A 22963-nucleotide genomic window follows, 5' to 3' on the forward strand; every position below is an offset into this window, starting at 1 on the left:
AACACCCGCTTCCCTACCGGTGCCGTTGCCGACGATAAAGGGATGAATGCAGCAAGCGTGCCCAAACTGAAATTCGAATGTCATTTTTTCGTGAAAAACGTCGTGGCTTCGTGAAAACCGCATAAGCACGGGGTTTTTACGCCGATTGGTTTGGGCTTGACGCACGCTTCCTTTCCTTGGTGTGGGGTGCATAAATCCTGAACCTGGGTAAAACGTTACCGGTTCACCCCGCCCAGTGGGTAATCGGCGGATCTCTTTGAGGCATAAATGGGTCATTTTGGTGCAGGCCCCCCGATGACGCTCGACCGCAGTGATGGCTCAATGCCTTGACTTGCGAAGCCTCTGTGTCGCGGGTCTCGTCGTAATCGTTTGCTCAGTGTTCATCAATTTACGGCTGGATTGGTCATTGAGCGTAGTCGAATTATTCGTTTGTCTCGAAATGGTGCGCTTTTTTTCATCGCACTTTGGCCAGGCGCGCAGGGGCTGGCGTGAAGCGTGCGCGATTCGCAGGTATGCTGGTGGCCTTGAACCTGACCTGCCGAACGGAGTGCCTGCGGTGTTCGCTTTAGATCAACGCCTTCAACAAGACACGCTGACCCTGGGGGACTTCCCCCTGTGCCGACTGCTGCTGTCCAATGACTCGAACTACCCCTGGTTCATCCTGGTGCCGCGTATCAACGGTATCAGCGAAGTGTTTCAACTGGATGTCGCCGATCAGCAACAGTTGTGGCAAGAGACGACGGCCCTGGCGCAAGTGCTGAATGACGGGCTGGCGGCGGACAAGATGAACATCGGCGCGCTGGGCAATGTGGTCAGCCAGTTGCACGTCCATGTGATCGTGCGCAAGCGCGATGATGCCGCCTGGCCGGCGCCGGTATGGGGCAAGCATCCGGCGCAGCCTTACACCGATGCGCAAGTGGCAGCCATCCGCGCCCGTCTGCGCGAGCTGTTGCCTGCTGACTTTGTCTTTACCCAGGGTTGAATCATGGATCTGCAAGACCGCGTCACTGACCTGGAGAGCCGCCTGGCCTTCCAGGACGACACCATCGAAACCCTCAACGATATCCTCGTCACCCAGCAGCGGGCCGTCGAGCGCCTGCAATTGCAGATGACCGCACTGCTAAAGCGCCAGGAAGAAATGGGCGGCCAATTCGAAACGTCCGAAGAAGAAGCGCCGCCGCCTCACTATTGATAGCGGCTAATGGCTGCGCATAAAAAAACCGCGAACCAGCCAGGCTGGATCGCGGTTTTTTTTGCTGCGAGCGCGGGTATCAGCGACGCGGCAGTGCAGCAATCACGTCTTCGGCCTGCAGGCCTTTGTCGCGATTCATGACGGAGAACTCCACGCGCTGGCCTTCCACCAGTACGCGATGGCCTTCGCCGCGGATGGCCCGGAAATGGACGAAGATATCGTCGCCCGAATCACGGGAAATAAAGCCGAAGCCTTTGGACGTGTTGAACCACTTGACGGTACCGGTATCCCGATTGGTCATGTCGTAGGTTTGCGACGAGGCCGCAGGGGACGAACGGTAGAAGCTGATGGCCAGGTGAAGAACGATGGCGACCACAGCAATCACCAGGCTGAGCAGGATGGCCGGGTGGCCGCCGACTTCAGGCATGGGTGCCAGGAGGGTGAGGGTTTGTACGACAACGGTCAGTACCAACAGCGCGCTGACCAGGTTTTGCAGTTGATGACGTGTGCCTTTGTTCCAGTAAGGGATCACCGGTGCCAGCGTCAGGTTAAGAAGGCCGAACAAGGCCAGGTACAGAGCGTCGTGTTGTTCCAGGTAGGGAGGGCTTCCCTGTTGCAAGCTCGGTATAAAGGACAGCAGCAAAGCTGCAACGCCCGTTAGCAGGTGGACGATTTTCAACATTTTGATTAACTCACGTTAAGACGGATCACAAGGAAGAGCTGACTGGCACGGTTCGCTTCTGAACAATGGGAGGCGTTGGGCACGTGCGCGGGGTATCAGCCTATGCCGCTGCCGCAGAAAGTAACGGCGACGACACGCCGCCTATTTAACAGCAAAGGCTGTGCCTACTCAAATCAAGCATTTCAGGGTGTTGCAAGGGACATGGCATTTCTGCGTCAAACGCTTGTCCTAGACACGTGCAGGTGTTTCAAGCGGGGTTGCAGGGATATTTCCTACTCTGGCCCAAGGCTTGGGCCCACCGTTTGACCGGCCACGCCGGGGCGAATTGCCGCGCCGGGCTGCGCATCGCTGCCACTCTTGCTAGAGTGGTCCTGCACCGGATCAATGAATGCTTGTCAATTGAAGGGGATAAACATGGCAATCGATATCGGTATCAGTGAAGAAGATCGTAAATCCATCGTCGACGGGCTTTCACGGCTGCTTTCCGATACCTATGTTTTGTATCTGAAGACCCACAATTTCCATTGGAACGTCACGGGCCCCATGTTCCGCACGCTGCACTTGATGTTTGAAGAGCAGTACAACGAGCTGGCGCTGGCCGTGGACTCCATTGCCGAGCGTATCCGTGCCCTGGGTTTCCCGGCGCCGGGTGCCTACTCCATCTACGCCCGACTTTCGTCCATCAAGGAAGAGGAAGGCGTGCCCAGCGCAGAAGAGATGATCAAGCAGTTGGTCGCCGGCCAGGAGGCGGTCACTCGTACCGCGCGCGGCATCTTCCCACTGCTCGACAAGGTCAGCGACGAACCGACCGCCGACCTGCTGACCCAGCGCATGCAGGTTCACGAGAAAACCGCGTGGATGCTGCGCTCGCTGCTCGAAAATCAGTAAACGCCGACCCTGAGTGGCGCCGTCCTGGCGCCGCTCGCTTGTTTCCGCGCATTTCCTGGCGTTGTCCTACGTCTATCGACGCCGCGTCTTCTGGCTGCCTGCTTCTGCCTGCTGTTTTATAGGGCGACTGCCCAATGGGACAACCCATGGGCTGCTGTTTGGCAATGGAGTGTCAGGTGTATGTCACGCGGAGTGGGTAATGGAGTGATGGAAACCGGTGGTTTCCATAAGATAAAGATCGACCCCTTTGCAAAAGGGTTCGATATGGGACTGGCCAAGCCATTGTCCCGGTCAGTGAGGCTCAACGGGTTTTCCACTTGCCTGCGGCTGGAGCAGATCTATTGGAATATCCTCACGGAGATAGCCAGGATCAATGCCTGTTCAGTCAGTGCGTTGCTGTCTTACGTCGATCGGGAAGTGCACCTGCGTTACGGCGGTGTGAAGAACTTCAGTGGGTTGGTCAGGGTGGTGTGCGTGGTTCATGCCTTGAAAGGGTGTATTGAACCGACCTGTTTACCGGGGCAGTCCCTGGTATAGCCACCGGGCTTCGGGGCCGGCCTTCCTTCGTGGCGGGCAGGGCTCCGGGCAGAAAGCCGGCTGCGCTGCCTCGATTTACCAGATATAATCCCGCGCTTTGCTACGCATGCCGCCCACCCGTAGGCCAGGCGTGGCGCAGTAACGATCTGATCGCCGAGACATCTCCATGCCCATGTACGACTATCAATGTGCTTCCTGTGGTCATCAGTTGGAAGCCATTCAGAAGATCAGCGCAGCGCCGCTGGTCGATTGCCCAGCCTGCCAGGCGCCGGAGCTCAAGAAGATGTTGTCCATGCCAGGCTTCCGCCTGAGCGGCAGCGGCTGGTACGAGACCGACTTCAAGACCGGCTCGAAGAAGAACCTGGCGGGCGGCGACAAAGCAGACTGAGTTGAACTCTACGCGCAGGCTCCTGCATTATCCGTCCCCTGCTTTAATGTACGGTGACGAGGCAGGCCTCCACCGAATTTCGAATTACGAGAAGTGAAACCACTACCATGATGCGCAGCCACTATTGCGGCCAACTGAACGAGACCCTGGAAGGTCAGGAAATCACCCTTTGCGGATGGGTTCACCGTCGCCGCGACCACGGCGGGGTGATCTTCCTCGATATCCGTGATCGTGATGGTCTGGCCCAGGTGGTGTTCGACCCGGATCGCGCCGAGAGCTTCGCCGCCGCCGACCGCGTGCGCAGCGAATACGTCGTGAAGATCACCGGCAAGGTTCGCCTGCGTCCGGCCGGTGCCGTGAACAAGAACATGGCGTCCGGCGGCATTGAAGTGCTGGGCTATGAACTGGAAGTGCTGAACGAATCGGAAACCCCGCCGTTCCCGCTCAACGAATACTCCGACGTCGGCGAAGAAACCCGCCTGCGTTATCGCTTCCTGGACCTGCGTCGTCCGGAGATGGCCGAGAAGCTGCGCCTGCGTTCGCGCATGACCACCAGTATCCGCCGCTTCCTCGACGAAAACGGCTTCCTGGACGTCGAGACCCCGATCCTGACCCGCGCCACCCCGGAAGGCGCGCGTGACTACCTGGTGCCTAGCCGTACCCACGCCGGTTCGTTCTTCGCCCTGCCGCAATCGCCACAACTGTTCAAGCAGTTGCTGATGGTGGCTGGCTTCGACCGCTACTACCAGATCGCCAAGTGCTTCCGTGACGAAGACCTGCGCGCCGACCGCCAGCCGGAATTCACCCAGATCGACATCGAGACCAGCTTCCTCGATGAAAAAGAGATCATGGGCCTGACCGAGCAGATGATCCGCAACCTGTTCAAGGAAGTGCTGGACCTGGAATTCGGCGACTTCCCGCACATGACCTTCGAAGAAGCCATGCGCCGCTACGGTTCCGACAAGCCAGACCTGCGTAACCCGCTGGAACTGGTGGACGTGGCCGACCAGCTCAAGGAAGTCGACTTCAAGGTATTCAGCGGCCCGGCCAACGACCCGAAATGCCGCATTGCCGCCCTGCGCGTGCCTGGCGGCGCAAGCATGCCGCGCAAGCAGATCGACGACTACACCAAGTTCGTCGGCATCTACGGTGCCAAGGGCCTGGCGTATATCAAGGTCAACGAGCGCGCCAACGGTATTGACGGCCTGCAATCGCCGATCGTGAAGAACATTCCGCTGGACAACCTGAACGCGATCCTCGACCGCGTCGGTGCAGTCGACGGCGATATCGTGTTCTTCGGCGCCGACAAGGCCAAGATCGTCAGCGAAGCCCTGGGCGCGCTGCGCATCAAGCTGGGTCACGACCTGAACCTGCTGACCTGCGAATGGGCCCCGATGTGGGTCGTTGACTTCCCGATGTTCGAAGAGAACGACGACGGCAGCTTCAGCGCCTTGCACCACCCGTTCACTGCGCCGAAGTGCTCGCCGGCCGAGCTGGAAGCCAACCCGGCAGGCGCCCTGTCCCGCGCCTACGACATGGTACTCAACGGCACCGAGCTGGGTGGCGGTTCGATCCGTATCCACCGCAAAGAGATGCAGCAAGCGGTTTTCCGTCTGTTGGGCATCAACGAAGCGGAACAGGAAGAGAAATTCGGCTTCCTGCTCGACGCCCTGAAATACGGTGCGCCGCCGCACGGTGGCCTGGCATTCGGCCTGGACCGCCTGGTGATGCTGATGACCGGCGCCCAGTCGATCCGTGAAGTGATCGCCTTCCCGAAAACCCAGAGTGCTGCGGACGTCATGACCCAGGCTCCAGGTGTGGTGGATGCCAAGGCATTGCGCGAGTTGCACATCCGCCTGCGCGAGACGCCGAAGGCTGAGTAAGGCTGCTGCGTGAAAGCGCACTGAGGTTTACGCAGTCTAAAAAGGCGCATCTTCGGATGCGCCTTTGCGTTACAAGGGCTGTGATTTAAAGAGAGAAGTCCTGCCCAGCGGGATTGACAAGGTTTCTACAGAATTTCGGAGTTGTGTTATGGCTGGCCATTCCAAGTGGGCGAACATCAAGCACCGCAAAGAGCGTCAGGATGCCAAGAAAGGCAAGATTTTCACCAAGTGGATCCGCGAGCTGACCGTCGCAGCCCGCCAGGGCGGTGGCGACCCGGGCTCTAACCCGCGCCTGCGCCTGGCGCTGGACAAGGCCCTTGGCGCCAACATGAGCCGTGACATCATCGACCGCGCCGTGGCCCGTGGTGCCGGCGCCGCCGATACCGACGACATGGTCGAGCTGAGCTACGAAGGCTACGGCCCCGGCGGCGTTGCAGTGATGGTCGAGTGCATGACCGACAACCGCAACCGCACCGCGGCAGCCGTGCGCCATGCGTTCAGCAAGTGCGGCGGCAACCTGGGTACCGATGGTTCGGTGGCCTACCTGTTCGAGCGCAAGGGGCAGATCTCCTTCGCGCCGGGCACTGATGAAGACGCGCTGATGGAAGCGGCGATGGAGGCGGATGCCGACGACGTGGTGACCAACGAAGATGGCTCCATCGATGTGTTCACTTCGTTTGCCAGTTTCTACGCCGTGCGCAACGCGCTGGAAGCCGCCGGCTTCAAGGGCACCGACGCAGAAATCGTGATGCTGCCGACCACCAGTGCCGAACTGGACCTGGACGGAGCGCAGAAAGTGTTGAAGATGCTGGACATGCTCGAAGACCTGGATGATGTGCAGAACGTGTATTCCAACGCCGACATCCCTGAGTCTGTAGCCGAACAGCTAGGCTGAAGGGCGATGTAGTTTTAAATGTGGGAGGGGGCTTGCCCCCGATAGCGGTGGTTCAGTCGATTGAGAGATAACTGACACACTGTCATCGGGGGCAAGCCCCCTTCCCACATTGAACCTCCCGGTATCAAAAAATGTGTTTACCCAACCCGCAGGCGTTATGACTTTAATCCTAGGTATCGACCCCGGTTCGCGCATCACCGGTTTTGGCGTGGTGCAACAGACCCCGCGCGGCTGTGTCTATGTCGCGTCGGGCTGCATCCGCACCGGTGCGGGCGAGTTGGCCGAGCGCCTGCAGATCGTCTATCGCGGCGTGCGTGAAGTGATCCAGACCTACGGGCCGGTCACCATGGGCATCGAGAAAGTGTTCATGGCCAAGAACGCCGACTCAGCCCTCAAACTCGGCCAGGCCCGTGGCGCCGCCATCGTTGCCGGCGCCGAGGAAGGCATGGAAATCGCCGAATACACCGCCACCCAGGTCAAACAGGCCGTGGTCGGCACCGGCGCGGCGAACAAAGAGCAGGTGCAGATGATGGTCATGCACATGCTCAAGCTCACGTCAAAACCGCAGATCGACGCCTCCGACGCCCTGGCTATCGCCATTTGCCATGCGCACACTCGCTCAAGCTTGCTGCCTCATGGCCTGGGCACGGCACGCAGTCGTGGCGGGCGCCTGCGTCTCTGATAGCATCAGCGCAATCGTTTTCCGGTCGGGCCGTGCTCTGACCCCAAGCTTTAAGGATCTGAACCGTGATTGGACGCTTGCGCGGCACCCTGGCTGAGAAACAGCCGCCGCACCTGATTCTGGATGTAAATGGGTTGGGGTATGAGCTGGAAGTGCCCATGACCACCCTGTATCGCTTGCCGTCGGTCGGTGAGCCGATAACGCTGCACACACATTTGGTGGTGCGCGAAGACGCGCAACTACTCTATGGTTTCATTGGCAAGCGCGACCGCGACTTCTTCCGCGAGCTGATCCGCCTCAATGGGGTCGGCCCGAAACTGGCCCTGGCCCTGATGTCGAGCCTGGAAGTGGATGAGCTGGTGCGTGCCGTCTCGGCCCAGGACACCTCGGCGCTGACCAAGGTGCCGGGCGTCGGCAAGAAGACCGCCGAGCGCCTGTTGGTGGAGCTCAAGGACCGCTTCAAGGCCTGGGAAGTCGTACCGAGCATGTTTGCCCTGGTGCCGAACCAGCCGGACATGCCGGCCGGCCAGGTCGCCAGTGCCGAAAGCGATGCGGTCAGCGCGCTGATTTCCCTGGGCTACAAGCCGCAGGAAGCCAGCAAGGCCGTATCGGCCATCAAGGACAAGAACCTGAGCAGTGAAGACATGATCCGCCGCGCCCTGAAGGGAATGATTTAAGTGATTGAAGCTGATCGTCTGATTGCAGCCACCGGCCCACGCGACCGTGAAGAGGTCCAGGACCGCGCCATCCGCCCCCTGAGCCTCGCCGAATACATCGGCCAGCCCACCGTGCGCGAGCAGATGGAGTTGTTCATCCAGGCTGCGCGCGGGCGCAGTGAGTCTTTGGATCACACACTGATCTTCGGCCCGCCGGGCCTGGGCAAGACCACCCTGGCCAACATCATTGCCCAGGAAATGGGCGTGTCGATCAAGTCCACCTCCGGCCCGGTGCTGGAGCGTCCGGGGGATCTGGCGGCGTTGCTGACCAACCTCGAGCCCCATGACGTGCTGTTTATCGACGAGATCCACCGGCTCTCGCCGATCGTCGAGGAAGTGCTGTACCCGGCCATGGAAGACTTCCAGCTCGACATCATGATCGGCGAAGGCCCGGCGGCCCGCTCGATCAAGCTCGATCTGCCGCCATTCACGCTGGTCGGCGCCACGACCCGTGCAGGCATGCTGACCAACCCGCTGCGAGACCGTTTCGGCATTGTTCAACGTCTAGAGTTCTATAGCACGGCCGACCTGGCGACCATTGTCAGCCGTTCGGCAAGCATCCTCGGCTTGCCCCTGGACCCGGAAGGCGCCTTTGAAATTGCCCGTCGGGCCCGTGGCACGCCACGGATTGCCAACCGCTTGCTGCGCCGTGTGCGCGATTTTGCCGAAGTGCGGGCCAAGGGGCATATCACCAAGGCCGTGGCCGACCTGGCCTTGAACCTGCTGGATGTGGACGAGCACGGCTTCGATCACCAGGATCGACGTCTACTCTTGACCATGATCGAAAAGTTCGACGGTGGCCCTGTGGGTGTCGATAGCCTGGCGGCGGCCATCAGTGAGGAGCGCCACACCATTGAGGATGTGCTGGAGCCGTACCTGATCCAGCAGGGCTACATCATGCGCACGCCACGGGGGCGGGTGGTAACGCGCCACGCCTATCTGCACTTCGGGTTAAACATTCCGTCACGATTGGGCGAGATGCCCGTGGTAGACGAATTCCTCGATGCAGTGGACGATTAAAAGCTTCACGCAAGTCGATTTATTCGATGTTTGTGCTGTCCTAGTGGCTGGTGTCGTCATTCAGTCACTGGAAATGTTTCAGCGTATGAAAAAACAGTTGCGAGCCGGATTGGCAACCTGAGGAGTAAGCACTAGAGTATGCGCGCGCAAAACGGGGATCAGTCGTTCGCACATCGCTGTCGCGTTTATTACGAGGACACCGATGCCGGCGGCATCGTGTATTACGTCAACTACCTCAAGTTCATGGAGCGGGCTCGAACCGAGCGGCTACGGGAGCTGGGCTTTGCCCAATCCCAGCTGGCAGGGGAGGACCTGTTATTCGTCGTGCATTCCAGCGAGGCGCGGTATCACGCGCCGGCGCGATTGGACGACGAATTGTTGGTAAGCGCTGAAGTAATCGAATTGAACCGTGTCAGCCTGCGTTTCAAGCAGCAGGTCAGGCGGGCAACGGATGCAACGCTGCTCTGTGAGGGGCAGTTCCTGGTGGCCTGTGTGCGCACCAATAGTTTGAAACCCCGGGCCATTCCCGAAGCTCTACGTGCGGCCTTTGCCGATGTAAGCGGCGCGGGTAAACAATCAAAGCAGGAGATTTAGCGTGGAACCTACCGTCGTCGACCATTCCTCCATGTGGAGCCTGGTCAGCAATGCCAGTGTTGTGGTTCAACTGGTCATGCTGACCCTGGTAGCCGCATCGGTTACCTCTTGGGTCATGATTTTTCAGCGCAGCAACCTGCTGCGTGCCGGTCGACGTGCCTTGGAGAGCTTTGAAGAGCGCTTCTGGTCGGGTATCGACCTGTCCAAGCTGTACCGCCAGGCCGGCAGCAATCCGGACCCGGATTCGGGCGTCGAGCAGATCTTCCGCGCCGGCTTCAAGGAATTCTCCCGCCTGCGCCAGCAGCCAGGCGTTGACCCGGAAGCGGTCATGGAAGGCGTGGCCCGTGCCATGCGCGTGGCCATTTCCCGCGAAGAAGAAAAGCTTGAGCAAAGCTTGCCGTTCCTCGCCACCGTTGGTTCCGTGAGCCCGTACATCGGTCTGTTCGGTACTGTGTGGGGGATCATGAACTCCTTCCGTGGCCTGGCCCAGGCGCAGCAAGCGACCCTGGCCACCGTAGCCCCGGGTATCGCCGAAGCCCTGATCGCCACCGCGATTGGCCTGTTCGCTGCTATCCCCGCAGTAATTGCCTACAACCGTTTTGCCGCCCGCGGCGAAAACCTGATTGGCCGTTACTACACCTTCGCCGATGAATTCCAGGCGATCCTGCACCGTAAAGTGCACACCAGCGAAGAATAAGCAGGTACCTCCCGATGGCTTTAATCACTCGAGCTCGAACCAAGCGCAAGCCGGTCGCCGAGATGAACGTAGTGCCTTACATCGACGTGATGCTGGTGCTGCTGGTTATCTTCATGGTGACCGCGCCGATGCTCAACCAGGGTGTGAAGGTTGATCTGCCCAAGGTTTCCAGCGAAGCCTTGCCCCAGGACAACAACACCCAGGTGCTGACCATTTCGATCAAGTCCGACAAGACCTATTACTGGAACCTTGGCAGCGAAGTCGACACTCAGAAGCAGCAGGACAAGGCCCTGACCTTGCCGGCGATGACCGACGCGGTGACCAAGATCATTCGTTCCGGCAACGAAGGCGGCAAGCACACCCAGGTGTTCATCCGCGGTGACAAGGCGGTCGACTACGGCTCCGTCATGGGTGCCATGGGCGGGCTGCAGAAGGCCGGCGTGGGTAACGTTGGCTTGATTACCGAGGCGCCCTGATGCAGCAACAGCGAGAGCCGTCCGCCTCGGAAAGCTACTTCTGGCCTAGCGTCTGGGCAATTGCCCTGCACGTCCTGGTGTTTGGCATGCTGTTCGTCAGCTTTGCCATGACCCCGGACCTGCCGCCAGCCAAGCCGATCGTGCAGGCGACCCTGTATCAGCTGAAATCGAAAAGTCAGGCCACCACCCAGACCAATCAGAAGATTGCGGGTGAGGCCCAGAAGTCGGCCGCGCGCCAGACTGAAGTCGAGCAGATGGAACAGAAGAAGGTCGAGCAGGAAGCGGTGAAGGCTGCTGCGGAACAAAAGAAAGAAGAGGCGGCTCAAAAGGCCGAGGAATCGAAAAAGGCTGACGAAGCCAAGAAGGCTGACGAGGCGAAAAAGGCTGATGAAGCCAAGAAAGCCGAGAAAGCTGCCGAAGCGAAAAAGGCCGAAGAGAAACAATTGGCTGATATAGCCAAGAAGAAGTCTGAAGAAGAAGCCAAAAAAGCGGCTGAAGAAGAGGCCAAGAAAAAGGCTGCTGAAGACGCCAAGAAGAAAATAGTCGAAGACGCGAAGAAAAAAGCCGCCGAAGACGCCAAGAAAAAAGCTGAAGCAGACGAGGCGAAGAAAAAAGTCGCCGACGACGCGAAGAAGAAAGCTGCCGCCGACGCCCAGAAGAAAAAGGCCCAGGAAGCAGCGCGCAAATCCGCCGAAGAGAAAAAGGCCCAGGCCTTGGCAGATTTGCTCTCCGACACGCCGCAGCGTCAGCAAGCCTTGGCCGATGAGCGTGGTGATGAAGTCGCGGGCAGTTTCGACGACCTGATTCGAGCGCGGGCAGCAGAAGGCTGGACACGTCCACCTTCGGCGCGCAAAGGCATGACAGTAGTGCTGCAGATCGGCATGTTGCCGGACGGTACGGTGACTTCGGTCAGCGTGTCCAAGTCCAGTGGTGACGGTTCGTTCGACAGTTCGGCGGTTGCCGCGGTCAAGAACATTGGCCGGTTGACCGAGATGCAGGGAATGAAACCAAGCGACTTCGCTCCCTATCGTTCATTCAAGATGACATTCACACCTGAGGATCTAGCCTTGTGAGAAACCTTCTTCGAGGAATGCTTGTCGTTATTTGCTGTATGGCAGGGATAGCGGCGGCGGATGAAAAGAACATCCTGGTTACCAGCGGTAGCGATCGGGCCACCCCGATCGCCGTAGTACCGTTCGGTTGGCAGGGCGGCAGCGTGCTGCCGGACGACATGGCCCAGATCGTCAGCGACGACCTGCGCAACTCCGGTTACTACGCACCGATTCCGAAAGGCAATATGATCAGCCAGCCAAACCAGGCCAGCGAAGTCGTGTTCCGTGACTGGAAAGCCGTTGGTGCGCAGTACCTGATGGTCGGCAACATCACGCCGGCCGGCGGTCGCCTGCAAATCACCTACACCTTGTTCAACGTGGCAACCGAGCAGCAGGTCTTGACCGGCAGCGTCTCGGGCACTGCTGAGCAGATCCGCGACATGGCCCACTACATCTCGGACCAGTCGTTTGAAAAGCTCACCGGTATCAAGGGTGCGTTCTCGACGCGTCTGCTTTACGTAACGGCTGAACGTTTCTCTGTAGACAACACTCGTTACACTTTGCAGCGCTCGGACTACGACGGTGCACGGGCTGTGACCTTGCTGCAATCCCGTGAACCAATCCTGTCGCCGCGCTTCGCGCCGGACGGCAAGCGTATTGCCTACGTGTCCTTCGAGCAGAAGCGTCCGCGTATCTTCGTCCAGCACATCGATACTGGCCGTCGTGAGCAGATCACCAACTTCGAAGGCCTCAATGGCGCACCGGCCTGGTCGCCGGATGGTTCGCGCCTGGCGTTCGTGCTCTCGAAGGATGGCAACCCGGACATCTACGTGATGAACATGGCTTCGCGCCAGATCACTCGCGCAACCAGCGGCCCGGGTATCAATACCGAACCGTTCTGGGGCAAGGACGGTTCGACCATCTACTTCACCTCTGACCGCGGCGGCAAGCCACAGGTCTACAAGGCGAACGTGAATGGTGGTGGGGCAGAGCGTGTTACTTTTATCGGTAACTACAACGCCAACCCTAAGCTTTCGGCCGATGAAAAGACGTTGGTGATGATTCACCGTCAGGATGGTTTCACTAATTTCCGGGTTGCGGCCCAGGATTTGCAGCGCGGAACCGTAAAAATCCTCACAGATACCAACCTTGATGAGTCAGCCACTGTTGCGCCCAACGGCACCATGGTAATCTACGCCACCCGCCAGCAGGGCCGGGGAGTCTTGATGCTCGTGTCCATAAATGGACGCGTAAGGCTCCCACTTCCTACCGCACAAGGCGAAGTCAGAGAACCATCCTGGTCCCCTTACCTGAACTGACGCGGCGCTACAAAAAGAAGTACTTAACACACTGGGGTTCATTAGGAGTTTCACGATGGAAATGCTGAAGTTTGGTAAGTTTGCTGCTCTGGCTCTGGCTCTGTCCGTAGCCGTTGGTTGCTCGTCTAAAGGCGGCGACAATGCCGGTGAAGGCGCAGCTGTTGATCCAAACGCTGGTTACGGCGCTAACACTGGTGCGGTTGACGGCTCCCTGAGCGAAGAAGCTGCTCTGCGCGCTATCACCACTTTCTACTTCGAATACGACAGTTCGGACCTGAAACCAGAAGCCATGCGCGCTCTGGACGTTCACGCGAAGGACCTGAAAGCTAACGGCGCTCGCGTTGTTCTGGAAGGTAACACCGACGAACGTGGTACTCGTGAGTACAACATGGCACTGGGCGAGCGTCGTGCGAAAGCCGTTCAGCGCTACCTGGTACTGCAAGGTGTTGCTCCAGGCCAACTGGAACTGGTTTCCTACGGTAAAGAGCGTCCAGTTGCTACTGGCCACGACGAGCAGTCCTGGGCTCAAAACCGTCGCGTCGAACTGCGTAAGTAATTCGTCATGCGAACGTGCCGTCGTGCTCTAACTGTATTGGCTCTCAGCCTCGCACCGCTTGCGGTGTGGGCTGCGGTTCCTGTGGAAGATAGCAACTCTGGCTATAACAATAGCGGGAGCAGTTATCCGCCAGCGGGTTATGGCACGAACGGCGCCTATGCGGGGGGAGCGGCTACGTCCGCTCCCTCGGCACAGGGCGAACTGTTCAACCAGCTGCAACGTATGCAGGATCAACTGGCGCAGCAACAAGGCACCATTGAAGTACTGCAGAACCAAGTGAACCAGCTGAAGCAAGAAGGCCTGGAACGTTACCAGGATCTTGATCGACGCATTGGAGCCGGCGTTCAACCTGCCGCAACTCCTGATAATTCTTCTGCCGGTGGCGCACCAAGCGCTGCCGGTGGTGCAGCAGCAGGGGCGGCTGCCAGCCAAGCCCCTGCCGCGAGCAGCGAACCGGGTGATCCGGCGAAGGAGAAGCTGTATTACGATGCAGCCTTCGACCTGATCAAAGCCAAGGATTTCGATAAGGCCAGCCAGGCATTTACCGCATTCCTGCGTAAATACCCGAACAGCCAGTATGCGGGCAACGCCCAATACTGGTTGGGTGAAGTCAACCTGGCCAAGGGTGATCTACAGGGCGCGGGCCAGGCATTTGCCAAGGTCAGCCAGCTGTACCCCAAGCACGCCAAGGTGCCGGATTCGCTGTATAAACTCGCTGACGTAGAACGCCGCCTGGGTCATACCGACAAGGTCAAAGGCATTCTGCAGCAGGTGGTGGCCCAGTATCCTGGGACTTCCGCTGCCCAGTTGGCCCAGCGGGACCTGCAACGCTTGTAGGCAATGCAGCCCGTTTAGAAGAAACCCGCGCCTGGCGCGGGTTTTTTCGTTAGAATCCACGCCCTTTTATGAAACACGCTTTTTGGGGTCTACGCGTTGGCGGGGTCCCTCAAAGTGCCTGACGGAGGCGGACAGCCTGTTTAGCTGTTACGCCCGTGGCGACTATGCAAGACACATTACGTATTACCGAAGTTTTTTACTCGTTGCAGGGTGAAACGCGGACGGCTGGCCTGCCCACAGTATTTGTGCGCCTGACCGGTTGCCCTTTGCGTTGCCAATACTGTGACAGCGCCTACGCCTTCAGTGGCGGCACGGTGCGCACTCTTGATGAGATCCTGGAGCAGGTTGCCGGCTACAAGCCGCGCTACGTCTGCGTGACCGGTGGTGAGCCGCTCGCCCAGCCCAATGCCATCCCATTGCTTAAACAACTGTGTGACGCCGGCTATGAGGTTTCCCTGGAGACCAGTGGCGCCCTGGACATCTCAGCGGTCGATCCCCGTGTAAGCCGTGTGGTCGACCTCAAGACCCCAGGCTCCAAGGAAGCGCACCGTAATCGCTACGAGAACATCGAGCTGCTGACGGCCAATGACCAGGTCAAGTTTGTTATCTGTTCGCGCGATGACTACGACTGGGCGAATTCCAAGTTGATTCAATACGGGTTGGACCGTCGCGCAGGTGAAGTGCTGTTTTCACCCAGCCATCATGACCTGAATGCCCGTGACCTTGCCGACTGGGTGGTCGCGGACAACCTACCGGTGCGCCTGCAATTGCAGCTGCATAAATACCTTTGGAACGACGAGCCAGGACGCTGATATGACTGAACACACCATGGATCAAAAACGCGCGGTAATCCTGCTGTCTGGCGGTCTCGACTCCGCCACGGTGGTTGCCATGGCGCAGGCGCAAGGCTATAGCTGCTACACCATGAGCTTCGACTACGGCCAGCGTCATCGCGCCGAACTGAACGCCGCTGCCCGCGTCGCCCGTGACATGGGGGTGGTCGAACACAAGGTGATCGGCCTGAACCTCAATGGTATTGGCGGCTCCGCCCTGACCGACAGCAGCATCGACGTGCCAGAAACCCCCGGCGAAGGCATCCCGGTGACTTACGTGCCAGCCCGTAACACGGTGTTCCTGTCCCTCGCCCTTGGCTGGGCAGAAGTGCTCAACGCTCGCGATATCTTTATCGGCGTCAACGCGGTGGATTATTCCGGCTACCCGGACTGCCGCCCAGAGTTCGTCGAGTCGTTCGAGCGCATGGCCAACCTGGCGACCAAGGCCGGTGTAGAAGGGCAGGGCTTCCGTATCCTGGCGCCGCTGCAAAACCTCAGCAAGGCCGACATCGTCAAGGCGGGCGTAGGACTTGGCGTCGATTATTCGCTGACTGTTTCCTGCTATCAGGCAGACGATGACGGCCGTGCTTGTGGGAAATGCGACAGCTGCCGACTGCGTGCAGAAGGCTTCCAAGCCGCCGGAATTACTGACCCAACGCTTTATTTCTGATTTATTTCAAATAAGGTGTTGAATAATCCTTAGAAATCAGTATTATACGCGCCACCACACAGCGGGTCGTTAGCTCAGTTGGTAGAGCAGTTGGCTTTTAACCAATTGGTCGTAGGTTCGAATCCCACACGACCCACCATTTTTGGCGGTTTAGAAAATCCGGAAGGCCCACGCAAGTGAGGATTTCCGGGTTTTTTTTTGCCTGCCTGAAAACACATCGAGCCCCAGGTGAATGAAAAGCCTGGGGCTTTCTTGTATCTGTGCCAGGGTGCAGCGTGCGCCAAAACCAATGGGTCACAATCGGGTTTAAAGGTCATTACGGGAAACGAAAAAACAACCAAAGTCTTTGAAATACATAGAATTGTCCGACAATCCCACACATGAAAAACTCTTCATAAACCCCCCGCTCGAACGTTGGTAGCTTCCTCGTCGCTGCCCCACAATTCGAGTCCTAATAATGAATAACAAAACTCTTAAAGGCGCCTTGGCGCTCGCCGTTTCCCTTGCCTCAACCCAACTGCTTGCCGGTGGTTTCGCGCTCAATGAACAAAGCATCAGTTCAATGGGCACGGGCTATGCGGGTCGCTCCTCCTCGGCCGAAGACGCCAGTACAGTGTTCGGCAACCCCGCCGGCATGTCGCGCCTGAAGCAGAATGAAGTCAGCCTCGGCGCGACTTACCTCGACGCCAAAACCAACATCAAGGACGCCAGTTCCTCGCAGTTCGGTGCCAACAACCCAGGCACTAACAAGGGCGACATGGTGCCCGGCATTGCCGTGCCGATGGGCTACCTGGTCACGCCCATCGATGAGCACTGGGCGTTCGGCCTGGGCATCTACGCGCCGTTCGGCTTGGTGACCGACTATGAGCACAGCTTCCAGGGCAATGGCTTTGGCAACAAGAGCAAGGTGTCGGTCATCACCGTGCAGCCCACCGTCAGCTACGCGTTCAACGACAAGATTTCGGTAGGCTTTGGCCCGACCTTTAACCGCATCAGCGGCGAGCTGGATTCCAATGTGCCACTGGGTGGCGGCGCTGGCGAAAGCGTGAAAGTCAAAGGTGATGACAACGCCACCGGGTTCAACGCCGGTATTCTCGTGCAACCCCTCGACAGCACGCGCATTGGCGTGACCTACCACTCGCAGGTGGTGTACCACCTCAGCGGCAAGACCCATGCGTCCGGCTTGATTTCCGATGCATTCGACGGCGGGCCGCAGAAGTATGACGCCAGCCTGGACGTGACCACGCCTTCGTCCGTGGATTTCTCGGTCACCCATCAATTGAATGACGATTGGACCCTCTACCTTGGCAGCACCTATACGCGTTGGAGCCAGTTGAAGAAGATCACCATCAACAACGACGGTGTCTCCGACCTCACCGCTCAATTCGGCGGCTTGGGCTCGATCACCGAGCAACAGCACTGGCATGACACATGGTCCCACGCCATCGGCGCGGCGTACCGGGTCAACAAAGAGCTGGTGCTGCGCACCGGTTTCTCGGTGGACCAGACGCCGACCAACAACACCGACCGCTCCGTGCGGATTCCTACGGGTGACCGCACGGTGTTCAGCCTGGGCGCCGGCTGGACGCCCGTCGACAACCTGACCTTCGACGTGGCGTATTCCTACCTCAAGGAAGAACCGATCAAGGTGCGGCAGAACCTTTCCCAGGTTGGCCTGACCTATGATGCCAAATATGAAAACAGCGCCAATGGCTTTGGTGGGTCGGTGACTTACCGCTTCTGATCTCTGCGAAACAGCAAAGAGCCTGTGGTAAAAAAGGGAGACTCCAACCCTGGCGTTTCCCTTTTTTTTGCCCGACAGATACGCCGGCGAATTCCAGATTTGGCTTTTGAAACCCTTGGATATTCTGTAGCCTTGCGCAGCTTCATCCCTAACCGTGCTTGATGAACACAATCACTTCGTCCGGCGGCGCCCGAAGGGCTCCAGAGCCGGTGGTACACTCGACTTTCGCGCAACTGCGCCTGCAGGTCTTGCGAACATGACGCAAATTTCCGAACGCCTTCTGGTACAAGCCCACCTCGACGCCAAGCAGCCCAAGGCTCTCAGTGCTGACGAAGAGGCGAGCCTGCGTACCGCCATCGCCGCCGAGCTCAAGGCTCAGGACGCGGTGCTGGTTGCCCACTTCTATTGTGACCCGGTAATCCAGGCCCTGGCCGAAGAAACCGGTGGCTGTGTCTCCGATTCCCTGGAAATGGCCCGCTTCGGCGCCGCCCACCCAGCCAAGACCGTGCTGGTCGCTGGCGTGCGTTTCATGGGCGAGACCGCCAAGATCCTCACCCCCGAAAAACGCATCCTCATGCCGACCCTGGAAGCCACGTGCTCCCTGGACCTGGGTTGCCCGGTCGATGAGTTTTCGGCGTTCTGCGACCAGCATCCCGAGCGCACCGTGGTGGTCTACGCCAACACGTCCGCGGCGGTCAAGGCACGGGCGGATTGGGTGGTCACCTCCAGCTGCGCGCTGGAAATCGTCGAAAGCCTGATGGACAACGGTGAGACGATCATCTGGGGCCCGGACAAGCACTTGGGCACCTACATCCAGCGCCAGACCGGTGCCGATATGCTGCTGTGGGATGGTGCCTGCATCGTCCACGAAGAGTTCAAGTCCAAGCAGTTGGAAGACATGAAGGCGCTGTACCCGGATGCGGCCATCCTGGTGCACCCTGAGTCGCCGACGGCGGTCATCGAACTGGCGGACGCCGTGGGTTCGACCAGCCAGCTGATTGCCGCTGCCCAGCGCCTGCCGAACAAGACCTTCATCGTCGCCACCGACCGTGGCATCTTCTACAAGATGCAGCAGCTGTGCCCGGACAAGGTCTTCGTCGAGGCGCCTACTGCCGGCAACGGCGCCGCGTGCCGCAGTTGCGCACATTGCCCGTGGATGGCGATGAACACCCTGGAGCGCACGCTGCAGTGCCTGCGTGAGGGCAGCAACGAAATCTTCGTCGAGCCTTCCGTGATCCCCCACGCGGTGCGCCCGCTCAAGCGCATGCTGGATTTCACCCAGGCTGCTCGCCTCAAGCTCGCCGGTAACGCCTGACTCAAGGCGGGCTCAGTAAAAAATGTGGGAGGGGGCTTGCTCCCGATAACGGAGTGTCAGTCAGCTCATCTGCAACTGATACCCTGCTATCGGGAGCAAGCCCCCTCCCACATGTTGATTTCCTCTCGTCAGGGCGTTATTTCTTCTGCTTCGGAATCCGCACCAACTGCGTATCCGAATAGATGTCATGCCAGCTGCGTTTGCGCTTATCCACCAGCGACCAGATAAACCCCAACCCCACGCACAACCACGACGCAATCGACACCACAAAGCGCAACAGCGCCTGCCACAGGCTGATGCGCGAGCCGTCAGCGTTCTGTACGCGCACGCCCCACACCTGCATGCCCAGGGTCTGCCCGGAATGGGTCCAGAACTTGGCAAAGAAGCCGAACAGCACAAACAATAGAATCGTCGACAACAACGGGTCGCCATCCAGCGCTCCGGATTCGGTGAGGGTGCGCATCTTCGCCTCGCCGACAAACGCGATCCAGATCAGCTTGTAGATAAACGCCGTGACGATCAGCAGGGCAGTGCACAACAGGAAGTCATAGAACATCGCTGCCAGGCGACGGCCCAGGCCAACGGCGGGGAACTCGCCTTGGGGGCTCAGCAGGGGTTTTGACATGGCAGGGCTCTCTGATTAAAAAAGCCATTTTACGAGCATACGCATATAAAAAAGCCCCTGATGTCACCATCAGGGGCTTTTTGTCGCAGCAAGGATCAGCCTTCTGCTTGTACTTCGTCAGCCTGCATGCCTTTCTGGCCTTGCACGGCTTTGAAAGTGACCTTTTGGCCTTCTTTCAGGCTCTTGAAGCCGTTGCCCTGAATAGCGCGGAAATGCACGAACAGATCCGGACCGCTTTCTGGAGTGATAAAACCAAACCCTTTTTCGTCGTTAAACCACTTGACGGTACCGCTCTGACGATCAGACATTTTCTTCTTTCCTTTGACGCTAAAAATTAATGACAGCCCCTTTCGCATGAAAGAGTACTGGGCTGGGTTGCAGGAAAGTAAGAGACGTCGAACGGGTTGTAGCGCAACTACTTCAGCTACTGCCCAGGTCCAGGTTCCAAGCGACCCATGCAAACACAGTGGATAAACTCTACGCCAACTAATAGAGAAAAAACAAGCCCTGCCAAAAGCCCAGCGTTTGCTGGGGCATATGACACTTGGGTGACTGTTGTGGATCCCGACTTATTCGATAGAGTTGATCACTTGTTATAGGTTGAACCTTATAAGAAAGACTATCGGCAGTGCACTGTTTTATGGCGGTTGCGTTACAGATTAGTGCACGTTAACGCAACCGCGTTACTTATAGAAACATCCAATCAGCCGCGGAAGTAACGTTGCGGTACAAATGGCATTTTACTTACACGAAGTGGCACCTTTTTCCCACGCACCAGCGCAGACACTTCAGTGTCCAGTGCGATAAATGCACTGTCCAGGTAACCCATTGCTAGCGGGCCACCCAATGTCGGGCCGAAACCACCGCTGCACACACTGCCGATCACGGTGCCGTCTGCGTCGACGATCTCTGCGCCTTCACGCACCGGCGTGCGCTCCTGTGGCAACAGGCCTACGCGTTTGCGGCTCACACCGGCTTGCTGCTGGGTGAAGATCTTGTCTGCACCTGGGAAGCCGCCAGCGCGCGCACCCTCGGCACGGCGGGTCTTGGAGATTGCCCACAGCAGGCTGGCTTCGATCGGTGTGGTGTCGGTGTTCATGTCGTGGCCGTACAGGCACAGGCCGGCTTCCAGGCGCAGCGAATCGCGGGCGCCCAAGCCGATGGCCTGCACTTCGGTCTCGGCCAGCAGGCTGCGGGCCAGGCTTTCGGCGTTGGCGGCGGGCACGGAGATTTCAAAGCCGTCCTCACCGGTGTAGCCCGAACGGCTGACGTAGCAGTCCACGCCCAGCAAGCGCAGGGAAGCGAACTGCATAAAGGTCATCTTGGTGACTTCCGGCGCCAGTCGCGCCAGCACCTTGACCGCCGCCGGACCCTGCAGGGCCAGCAGGGCGCGCTCTTCGAACAACGGTTCGATGGTGCATTGGTCGCCGATATGCTGACGCAGGTGCGCCAGGTCCTGGTCCTTGCAAGCGGCGTTGACCACCAGGAACAGCTCGTCGTTGCCCAGGTTCGCCACCATCAGGTCGTCGAGAATGCCGCCCTGGTCATTGGTGAACATCGCATAGCGCTGCATGCCGACCGGCAGGTCGATGATGTCGACCGGTACCAAGGTCTCCAGGGCCTTGGCGGCGTTCGCGCCCGTCAGGCGGATCTGGCCCATGTGGGAAACGTCGAACAGCCCGGCCTGATCACGGGTATGCAGGTGTTCTTTCATCACGCCCAGTGGGTATTGCACCGGCATGTCGTAGCCGGCGAAGGGCACCATGCGCGCGCCCAATTCGATGTGCAGGGCATGCAGAGGGGTTTTCAACAGGGTTTCGGTGGACATATTCAGCTCCTGAAAAACGTGCCGGCGCGCCTTTGGGCGTCAGCACTCGATAATGTTGACCGCCAAACCGCCACGGGCGGTTTCCTTGTATTTGCTTTTCATGTCGGCGCCGGTCTGGCGCATGGTGCGGATGACCTTGTCCAGCGAGACGAAGTGTTGCCCGTCGCCACGCAGCGCCATGCGCACCGCATTGATCGCCTTGACCGAGCCCATCGCATTGCGCTCGATGCAGGGCACCTGCACCAGGCCGCCAATCGGGTCGCAGGTGAGGCCGAGGTTGTGTTCCATGCCGATTTCGGCGGCGTTTTCCACCTGGGAAACGCTGCCGCCCAAGACTTCGCACAGCGCGCCGGCGGCCATGGAGCAGGCCACGCCGACTTCACCCTGGCAGCCGACTTCGGCACCGGAGATCGACGCGTTTTCCTTGTACAAAATGCCGATGGCGGCGGCGGTGAGCAGGAAGCGCACCACGCCGTCTTCATTCGCGCCTGGGATAAAGCGCATGTAGTAATGCAGCACCGCCGGCACGATCCCGGCGGCCCCGTTGGTCGGCGCCGTGACCACGCGCCCGCCGTTGGCGTTTTCCTCGTTGACCGCCAGGGCGTAGAGGTTGACCCAATCCAGCACCGACAGCGGATCGCGCAGCGCCGATTCCGGGTGCTTGCACAACTGGCGATGCAAGGCCGCGGCACGACGCTTGACCTTCAAGCCGCCAGGCAGGATCCCTTCGTTGCGACAGCCTGCGTCCACGCAGTCCTGCATCACCTGCCAGATCTTCAGCAGGCCGGCACGGGTTTCCGCTTCCGGGCGCCAGGCACTTTCATTGGTCAGCATCACTTGGCTGATGGACAACCCATAGGTGGTGCAATGGCCCAGCAGGTCCTTGGCGTGCTTGAAGGGGAAGGTCAATGGCGTGGCGTCTTCGACAATCCGGTCGGCGCCGGCGGCGTCTTCATCCACCACAAAACCGCCGCCCACCGAGTAGTACTCGCGGCTGCGGATCTGGATATTGGCGGCGTCGAAGGCACGGAAAATCATGCCGTTGGGATGATAGGCGAGGGGTTTGCGAATCATCGCCAGGTGTTCTTTCTCGTTGAACGCGATGCTGTGTTCGCCGAGCAGATTCAGGCGGCCGTCCTTGCGCATCTGCGCCAGGCGCGTTGCCACGGTTTCGGTATTCACGGTGTCCGGGTGTTCGCCTTCCAGCCCAAGCAGCACGGCCTTGTCGCTGCCGTGGCCTTTGCCGGTGGCGCCGAGCGAGCCATAGAGTTCCACCTTGATGCTGGTGGTGGTGCCCAGCAGGTTGTCGCGCTTGAGGCCCTCGACGAATCGGGCGGCGGCGCGCATCGGGCCGACGGTGTGGGAACTGGAGGGGCCGATGCCAATCTTGAACAGGTCGAACACGCTTAAAGACATGAGTTGTTCTCCGGTTTCTTATTATTTATCGAGTGCACTCGGTCCAATTGTGGGAGCGGGCTTGCTCGCGAATGCGGAGTGTCAGTTGATGCATCTGGTGACTGAACCACCGCATTCG

The 22963-nt window shown here is 59.1% G+C and carries 26 protein-coding genes and 1 tRNA gene; 22 read left to right on the forward strand and 5 right to left on the reverse strand.

Going from position 1 to position 22963, the window contains the following annotated elements; all coding sequences use genetic code 11:
* The first annotated feature begins 556 nt into the window (after positions 1–556).
* Together CWC48_RS16685 and CWC48_RS16690 are read left to right on the forward strand one after the other, a co-directional pair.
* Positions 557–982: an HIT domain-containing protein gene (locus tag CWC48_RS16685; protein ID WP_078050993.1), complete on the forward strand. Its 426-nt coding sequence runs from the start codon at positions 557–559 to the stop codon at positions 980–982.
* Between the two features lie 3 nt (positions 983–985).
* On the forward strand, positions 986–1192 hold the full coding sequence (locus CWC48_RS16690) for a SlyX family protein (RefSeq protein WP_015885618.1): 207 nt from the start codon (positions 986–988) through the stop codon (positions 1190–1192).
* A 79-nt stretch (positions 1193–1271) separates the two neighbouring features.
* Here CWC48_RS16690 and CWC48_RS30690 read toward each other — a convergent pair whose 3' ends face one another.
* Positions 1272–1874: a cold-shock protein gene (locus CWC48_RS30690; protein WP_025854767.1), complete on the reverse strand. Its 603-nt coding sequence runs from the start codon at positions 1872–1874 to the stop codon at positions 1272–1274.
* Between the two features lie 414 nt (positions 1875–2288).
* Between CWC48_RS30690 and CWC48_RS16700 the strand changes: the two genes are divergently transcribed.
* The 20 genes from CWC48_RS16700 (at position 2289) to nadA (ending at position 18976) form a co-directional block, all read left to right on the forward strand.
* Positions 2289–2762, forward strand: coding sequence for a Dps family protein (locus CWC48_RS16700; RefSeq protein WP_003193874.1), 474 nt, complete (start codon positions 2289–2291; stop codon positions 2760–2762).
* Positions 2763–2942: 180 nt separating this feature from the next.
* Positions 2943–3299: a ribbon-helix-helix domain-containing protein gene (locus CWC48_RS16705; protein WP_078050010.1), complete on the forward strand. Its 357-nt coding sequence runs from the start codon at positions 2943–2945 to the stop codon at positions 3297–3299.
* Between the two features lie 166 nt (positions 3300–3465).
* A complete protein-coding gene (locus tag CWC48_RS16710; protein WP_010208103.1) occupies positions 3466–3687 on the forward strand; it encodes an FmdB family zinc ribbon protein in 222 nt (73 codons plus the stop codon).
* 107 nt (positions 3688–3794) lie between these two features.
* Positions 3795–5570 (forward strand): aspartate--tRNA ligase, encoded by a 1776-nt coding sequence (aspS, locus tag CWC48_RS16715; RefSeq protein ID WP_100492223.1) that lies wholly within the window; start codon positions 3795–3797, stop codon positions 5568–5570.
* Between the two features lie 148 nt (positions 5571–5718).
* Entirely contained in the window at positions 5719–6465 is a 747-nt protein-coding gene (locus tag CWC48_RS16720) for a YebC/PmpR family DNA-binding transcriptional regulator (RefSeq protein WP_058423270.1), read from the forward strand.
* Between the two features lie 157 nt (positions 6466–6622).
* Positions 6623–7147 (forward strand): crossover junction endodeoxyribonuclease RuvC, encoded by a 525-nt coding sequence (gene ruvC, locus CWC48_RS16725; RefSeq protein ID WP_016975450.1) that lies wholly within the window; start codon positions 6623–6625, stop codon positions 7145–7147.
* 65 nt (positions 7148–7212) lie between these two features.
* Positions 7213–7824, forward strand: a complete 612-nt coding sequence (gene ruvA, locus CWC48_RS16730; RefSeq protein WP_003175802.1) for a Holliday junction branch migration protein RuvA — start codon at positions 7213–7215, stop codon at positions 7822–7824.
* Complete coding sequence (gene ruvB, locus CWC48_RS16735) at positions 7825–8883, forward strand: Holliday junction branch migration DNA helicase RuvB (RefSeq protein ID WP_003193867.1); 1059 nt, start codon at positions 7825–7827, stop codon at positions 8881–8883.
* A 138-nt stretch (positions 8884–9021) separates the two neighbouring features.
* On the forward strand, positions 9022–9477 hold the full coding sequence (ybgC, locus tag CWC48_RS16740; RefSeq protein ID WP_015885610.1) for a tol-pal system-associated acyl-CoA thioesterase: 456 nt from the start codon (positions 9022–9024) through the stop codon (positions 9475–9477).
* A 1-nt stretch (position 9478) separates the two neighbouring features.
* The gene (gene tolQ, locus CWC48_RS16745; RefSeq protein WP_010208111.1) at positions 9479–10174 is read left to right on the forward strand and encodes a protein TolQ; all 696 of its coding nucleotides are present in this window, start codon (positions 9479–9481) and stop codon (positions 10172–10174) included.
* A gap of 23 nt (positions 10175–10197) precedes the next feature.
* Positions 10198–10650 carry a protein TolR gene (gene tolR, locus CWC48_RS16750; protein WP_161634127.1) on the forward strand — a complete coding sequence of 151 codons (453 nt, stop codon included), beginning with the start codon at positions 10198–10200 and terminating at the stop codon, positions 10648–10650.
* Positions 10650–11723 (forward strand): cell envelope integrity protein TolA, encoded by a 1074-nt coding sequence (gene tolA, locus CWC48_RS16755; RefSeq protein WP_016975448.1) that lies wholly within the window; start codon positions 10650–10652, stop codon positions 11721–11723. Before tolR ends, tolA begins: the two co-directional genes overlap by 1 nt.
* A 17-nt stretch (positions 11724–11740) precedes the next feature.
* Positions 11741–13021 carry a Tol-Pal system beta propeller repeat protein TolB gene (gene tolB / locus CWC48_RS16760; RefSeq protein ID WP_033898484.1) on the forward strand — a complete coding sequence of 427 codons (1281 nt, stop codon included), beginning with the start codon at positions 11741–11743 and terminating at the stop codon, positions 13019–13021.
* A gap of 55 nt (positions 13022–13076) precedes the next feature.
* The gene (gene pal / locus CWC48_RS16765; protein ID WP_003209827.1) at positions 13077–13577 is read left to right on the forward strand and encodes a peptidoglycan-associated lipoprotein Pal; all 501 of its coding nucleotides are present in this window, start codon (positions 13077–13079) and stop codon (positions 13575–13577) included.
* A 6-nt stretch (positions 13578–13583) separates the two neighbouring features.
* Positions 13584–14414 carry a tol-pal system protein YbgF gene (ybgF, locus tag CWC48_RS16770; protein WP_100492224.1) on the forward strand — a complete coding sequence of 277 codons (831 nt, stop codon included), beginning with the start codon at positions 13584–13586 and terminating at the stop codon, positions 14412–14414.
* A 164-nt stretch (positions 14415–14578) separates the two neighbouring features.
* The gene (gene queE, locus CWC48_RS16775) at positions 14579–15226 is read left to right on the forward strand and encodes a 7-carboxy-7-deazaguanine synthase QueE (RefSeq protein WP_100492225.1); all 648 of its coding nucleotides are present in this window, start codon (positions 14579–14581) and stop codon (positions 15224–15226) included.
* A 16-nt stretch (positions 15227–15242) separates the two neighbouring features.
* A complete protein-coding gene (queC, locus tag CWC48_RS16780) occupies positions 15243–15917 on the forward strand; it encodes a 7-cyano-7-deazaguanine synthase QueC (RefSeq protein ID WP_100492528.1) in 675 nt (224 codons plus the stop codon).
* A gap of 63 nt (positions 15918–15980) precedes the next feature.
* Positions 15981–16056, forward strand: a tRNA-Lys gene (locus tag CWC48_RS16785).
* A gap of 318 nt (positions 16057–16374) precedes the next feature.
* Positions 16375–17661 carry an OmpP1/FadL family transporter gene (locus CWC48_RS16790; protein ID WP_078050007.1) on the forward strand — a complete coding sequence of 429 codons (1287 nt, stop codon included), beginning with the start codon at positions 16375–16377 and terminating at the stop codon, positions 17659–17661.
* Positions 17662–17917: 256 nt separating this feature from the next.
* Positions 17918–18976 (forward strand): quinolinate synthase NadA, encoded by a 1059-nt coding sequence (gene nadA / locus CWC48_RS16795; RefSeq protein WP_100492226.1) that lies wholly within the window; start codon positions 17918–17920, stop codon positions 18974–18976.
* Positions 18977–19112: 136 nt separating this feature from the next.
* On the opposite strand, the gene CWC48_RS16800 is transcribed toward nadA, so the two are convergent.
* From CWC48_RS16800 to CWC48_RS16815, 4 genes are all read right to left on the reverse strand, one after another.
* Positions 19113–19601 (reverse strand): RDD family protein, encoded by a 489-nt coding sequence (locus tag CWC48_RS16800; RefSeq protein WP_010208122.1) that lies wholly within the window; start codon positions 19599–19601, stop codon positions 19113–19115.
* A 95-nt stretch (positions 19602–19696) separates the two neighbouring features.
* Positions 19697–19909: a cold-shock protein gene (locus CWC48_RS16805; RefSeq protein WP_034109143.1), complete on the reverse strand. Its 213-nt coding sequence runs from the start codon at positions 19907–19909 to the stop codon at positions 19697–19699.
* A gap of 395 nt (positions 19910–20304) precedes the next feature.
* The gene (gene gcvT / locus CWC48_RS16810; protein WP_100492227.1) at positions 20305–21429 is read right to left on the reverse strand and encodes a glycine cleavage system aminomethyltransferase GcvT; all 1125 of its coding nucleotides are present in this window, start codon (positions 21427–21429) and stop codon (positions 20305–20307) included.
* 39 nt (positions 21430–21468) lie between these two features.
* Positions 21469–22845, reverse strand: a complete 1377-nt coding sequence (locus tag CWC48_RS16815; RefSeq protein WP_099494287.1) for an L-serine ammonia-lyase — start codon at positions 22843–22845, stop codon at positions 21469–21471.
* Between the last annotated feature and the right edge of the window lie 118 nt (positions 22846–22963).

The organism is Pseudomonas sp. S10E 269, assembly GCF_002798465.1.
GTDB classification, from domain to species: Bacteria; Pseudomonadota; Gammaproteobacteria; order Pseudomonadales; family Pseudomonadaceae; genus Aquipseudomonas; species Aquipseudomonas pergaminensis.